Raw genomic sequence first — 4,286 nt, forward strand, 5'->3', positions numbered from 1 at the left:
CACCGCAGTTGCAGCTCCCAGGAATACGTGATCCCCGAAGGGATTACCCGTTCGAGAACCTCTCGGTTCAATGTGGCACGACCCCCAACAACTGAAACACGTCCATCCAGAGGCCCTTGGCTCGCCAGCGGGTTATGTCAGGGCTTACGCACCACTTTTCCCTGGGTTTTCTGGGGTTTTCATGAAAAATGCAAGATATTCATGTGATGTTACGTGAATAGCACTGCGCTGTATTGGTCACAACACTATCGGAAAGTCGCAAGACTGTACGGCAAAAGTCTGGGTTTGCTCGGGATACGAAACTTCCCATATAACCCAGATTCGCTGTTGTGATGCGTAAGCCCTGAGGGCGAGTCGTAGTCATTAATGTCGTAGAGGAAGTAACCCTCGTCGGTCCGGTAGGCGCCGTAATTCTCTAGGTGTAAGTCGCCGCAGATGAGCACCGAGGGCGCCACGTCGGGCGGGGCCAGGCGGGGCCAGTGGGTCGCGAACAATTGATCGGTGCCCCGGAAGAAGGCGAACGGGTCCTTCGTCATCCGGCGGAACTTGCGCCGTACCAGCTTCGGTTCGCGATCGCGGTTGAACTCGAGGATCTCATCGACGACAGATGCCTTCGCGGTGGAATCTTTCATCGGTTTCACCTCTAGATGGCGGCCGACGGGGCGGCGACGGCAACTCTACCGCGGTCCAGAGGATTTCTCACGCGAAATCGGCCAAGCCTGGTTTGCAGGTGTATTCTCCCACCCGATGGGAGAGAATAACGGGTGGTCCGCCGTTATTCGCACGCCGGGAATGTGCCCGACACCGGCATCCACCAAGGTTCCGAGTCCACTACAAGCGAGCGGGAACTCCCCCATGCCGATCCAGCGCACGTCATCCCATCGTCTGATGGTCGAGGTTGCCGAGGGACCCGCCCTGGAGAGCATAGCCAGGGCCACGGACGGTTTCGACGGCTTGGAGTCCGTCATACCGGCTGGAAGTTCGGGGCCGCCGAGGGCCTGGGGGGCCTTGAAGCTACCGACCGGGCGTCCCGACCTCCATCCCTGGGACGAGGCGCACTCCGCCCTGACCCATCACAAGTCGCTCGGGCTGGAGTCAGCGCCGGTTTACGCCGAGCCGGATTTCGTCCAGGCGTTCCCCTACCAGGGGCCCGACGACATGGGCCTCGAGTCGTTCGGGGCGGCCGGGGCTTGCGTGCTGAGCGGGCCGGACGATTTCTGGCCGCCGGCCATACCACGGCCATCGTTTCCATTCGCCTGGCACTTGGGCGACAACTTTTCGGGACTTCAGGCTGCCCGTAATCGGGTAGGTGACCCGACCGGCAAGCGGGTGCGGATCGCGATCCTCGACACCGGCTATGACCCTGAGCACATCTCGCTGCCAGAACACTTGATGACCGCCCTACAGTGGAACTTCGTCGACGACAACAATGACGCTCGCGACCCGAACCGCCACTTCCCGACCAACAACCCAGGCCACGGGACGGCGACGCTGGCCCTCCTCGCCGGCGCCAAGGTGCATCTGGCGGCGTTCCCGGGGTTCGACGCATACCTGGGCGGAGCACCTCACGCCGAGGTTGTGCCGGTGCGAATCGCCGACTCGGTGATCCATTTCGGCACCCGTGCCATGGCGCAGGGGATCGAATACGCGATCGCGAAGGGGTGCGACGTCGTTTCGATCAGTATGGGGGGTGTCCCCGCCCGGTCCTGGGCGGCGGCCGTGAATCGGGCCTATGAGGCGGGGGTGGTCATCTTCGCGGCCGCCGGTAATCGCATCGGCGCGTCGCCACCCAGCACGATCGTTTACCCCGCGCGGTTCAACCGCGTGGTCGCCGTTTGCGGGGTGACGGCCGACCGAACTCCTTACTTCAAGGAGGGACTGCACCGCAAGATGCAAGGCTGTTTCGGCCCCCCGGCGAAGATGAGCACGGCGATCGCGGCGTACACGCCCAACACGCCGTGGTCGATCCTCGGCTGCCACGAGCTCATCACGATCGATGGCGCGGGGACTTCGTCGGCGACGCCGCAGGCCGCTGCCGCCGCCGCACTTTGGTTTCAGAAGAACCTCACCGTGCCGGGCTTGCAGGGCTGGCAGAAGGTTGAGGCGGTCCGGCATGCCCTGTTCACGACGGCCGACGACAATGTCCCCGACGTCTCGACCTATTACGGCAATGGCCTGCTCCGGGCCAACGCCGCCCTGGACGTTGCCTTCCGCGCCGACCTCCCGAAGACGGCCGAGGACGAGGTCTCGTTCCCCTGGCTGCGCCTGCTCGGCGTCCTCGAAGCGGCCCCGCCGTCGGGACGGGCCCTTATGTTCGAGGTCGAGGCCTTGCAGATTTACGAGCAGTCCCTCGATCTTCAGCGGATCACCGGCGGCGCCGACTACCAGAAGGACCCGCTCGACCGCTTCACCCTCAAGCATCTCGTCGCGGGGCTGGCCGCCTCACCCTACGCCTCGCGGTCGCTGCGAGAGCACCTCGCGGAGGTGTCGCGACAGCTCTGAGCGCCGGCTTGGCAGCCGCCACCGGTGGACATTGGCTGGCTCCGTGCTTTGACGTCAGCGATTGATCAAGCTCTCGGCCTCACGCCGCAGGACCTCGAATTCGAGCCGCGCCCAGACCCGGCCGAGGCCCTCCTCAGGGTTTTCGTACTGCTGGGCGGGTTTGACGCGATTGATCGTCTGGACAGCCAACTTCGACGTCTGCCGAGCTTGCTCAGGCTGCTCAGGGGTGTACTGGGCCATGGCGATGAACAACATGTCCAACGCGTTGCCGTACGCCTGCTCGTCCGGGGAGAGGTTAGAAACCAGGGCCCGCCTATTCGTCGCCTCCTCAAGTCTCTTGATAGCTTCCTCCCGCTTGCCAGCCCGGTACAACACGGCACCATAAGTGTTCAAATAGCCGAAGTTCTGCTGGGAGACGGAAACCGCCTTGGCGGCCAACTTGATAGCGCGTTCGGCACTCGCGGGCGTGTCCTTGAAGAGCGCGGCAACCCATGCCACGTTGTTCGCATCATTCCCAATTGGGCTTTTGAACAGCTCAAACATGCGAGCGCGGGTGGCTTGGTAATCATCGATTTTTCCCGCTGCCACCTCAATCACCGCAAGGTGAGACCACAGGATCGACTGTTTCGCCAGGAACTCGTCCTTGACGGCCTCGGCGAGGCAGAGCCGAGCCGCTTCCAACCGCTCGGGACGCACCTCTTTCTCTGGCGCGATAGGCTGAAGGTAGATTGCGGCCAAGCGGAGACGGTACGACAGTACCTTGGGCTCACGCTGGATAATCGCCAAATACGCCTTGGCTGCCTCGTCCCAGTCCTTGAGCTTGACCAGTGAGCCGGCCCGGGAAACGGTCAGAGTGGGATCGCCGGGATTCAGCTTCAGCGCCTTCTCCCACGCCTGGCTGGCCTCCTTCCATTCCTCCAGGCGTTCGTGACAACGCGCAAGCCCGCTCCAGTATTTCCAAACCGTGCCGTCCAAATTTGTCGCGTCCAAGAAATGCTTGCAGGCATCTTCGTAGATGTTGCGCTTCCGCGTGATGTCGAACGTCACATCCGCGCGGTTCGCCTGTACTTCCGCTAGCTCGGCGTGAACTTTGGCTTGAAGCTGTCTTGAGCTCTCGACGCCGTATTTGAACAGGACGACAGCCCTAGAGTAGGCCTGAACCGCCTCGTCGAAGCGTTGCCGGTCCCTGAACAACTGGCCCGCGGTCAGGCAGTCGGCGTAAGCGCGGTCGAATCGGCGGTCGTCCGACTGCATGAGAGCTTGTGCACGCTTGAGCAGAAGATCTGGGTTCTTCCTGTCGCGTTCCACTGCCTGATCATACTCGGCCAAAGCCTCCTTGAATCGGCGGGACAACACGAACGCAGCGGCGAGTTGGGCTCGGGCCAGGCCGTTATCCTGGTTCGTTTTGAGCGCTTGCTGGTAATCGCTGATCGCCTGCTTGAGCTTATCCTGGTCTTTCCCCTGGTTGCTCTGCTGAAATCGTGCATAGCCTCGCGCCTGCCAGAGCTCGCTGTCCGTCGAGATTTCGCTGAGTGCGCCATCAAGATCGTGCTCGGCATGCCCCCAATCCTTCAGTTCGCTGTAAGCGCGCGCTCGACGGGCCAGAAGTACTGGGCGGCGATTGACAGCGGGATTCACAAGGGCCCACTTCCAGTGGTAGATTGCGGCGTGCCACCGCCTGTCCAGTTCGCATAGAGCGGCTTCCCGCTCGTGCCACTTACTAACCCTATCACTGGACAACGGACTCGTGAGGTCAGGGCGCGCACTGGTATTCTTCTTCCACA

Annotated in this window: 3 protein-coding genes; 1 reads left to right on the forward strand and 2 read right to left on the reverse strand. The window is 62.3% G+C overall.

What is annotated here, in order from left to right:
- Positions 1-245 precede the first annotated feature (245 nt).
- Positions 246-632 carry a DUF2252 family protein gene (locus ACLP9N_RS22355; RefSeq protein ID WP_442409445.1) on the reverse strand — a complete coding sequence of 129 codons (387 nt, stop codon included), beginning with the start codon at positions 630-632 and terminating at the stop codon, positions 246-248.
- 223 nt (positions 633-855) lie between these two features.
- On the opposite strand from ACLP9N_RS22355, the gene ACLP9N_RS22360 reads away from it, so the two are divergent.
- Positions 856-2,502, forward strand: a complete 1,647-nt coding sequence (locus tag ACLP9N_RS22360) for a S8 family peptidase (RefSeq protein ID WP_442409446.1) — start codon at positions 856-858, stop codon at positions 2,500-2,502.
- A 54-nt stretch (positions 2,503-2,556) separates the two neighbouring features.
- On the opposite strand, the gene ACLP9N_RS22365 is transcribed toward ACLP9N_RS22360, so the two are convergent.
- Positions 2,557-4,140: a tetratricopeptide repeat protein gene (locus tag ACLP9N_RS22365; protein ID WP_442409447.1), complete on the reverse strand. Its 1,584-nt coding sequence runs from the start codon at positions 4,138-4,140 to the stop codon at positions 2,557-2,559.
- Positions 4,141-4,286: the final 146 nt, after the last annotated feature.

Origin of the sequence: Mycobacterium sp. (genome assembly GCF_052144515.1) — a bacterium.
Classification (GTDB): Bacteria; Actinomycetota; Actinomycetes; order Mycobacteriales; family Mycobacteriaceae; genus Mycobacterium.

Excerpts from the sequence above, each read along its gene's own strand:
- ACLP9N_RS22355 (WP_442409445.1), bottom strand. The coding sequence starts at position 632 with ATGAAAGATTCCACCGCGAAGGCATCTGTCGTCGATGAGATCCTCGAG.
- ACLP9N_RS22360 (WP_442409446.1), top strand. The coding sequence starts at position 856 with ATGCCGATCCAGCGCACGTCATCCCATCGTCTGATGGTCGAGGTTGCC.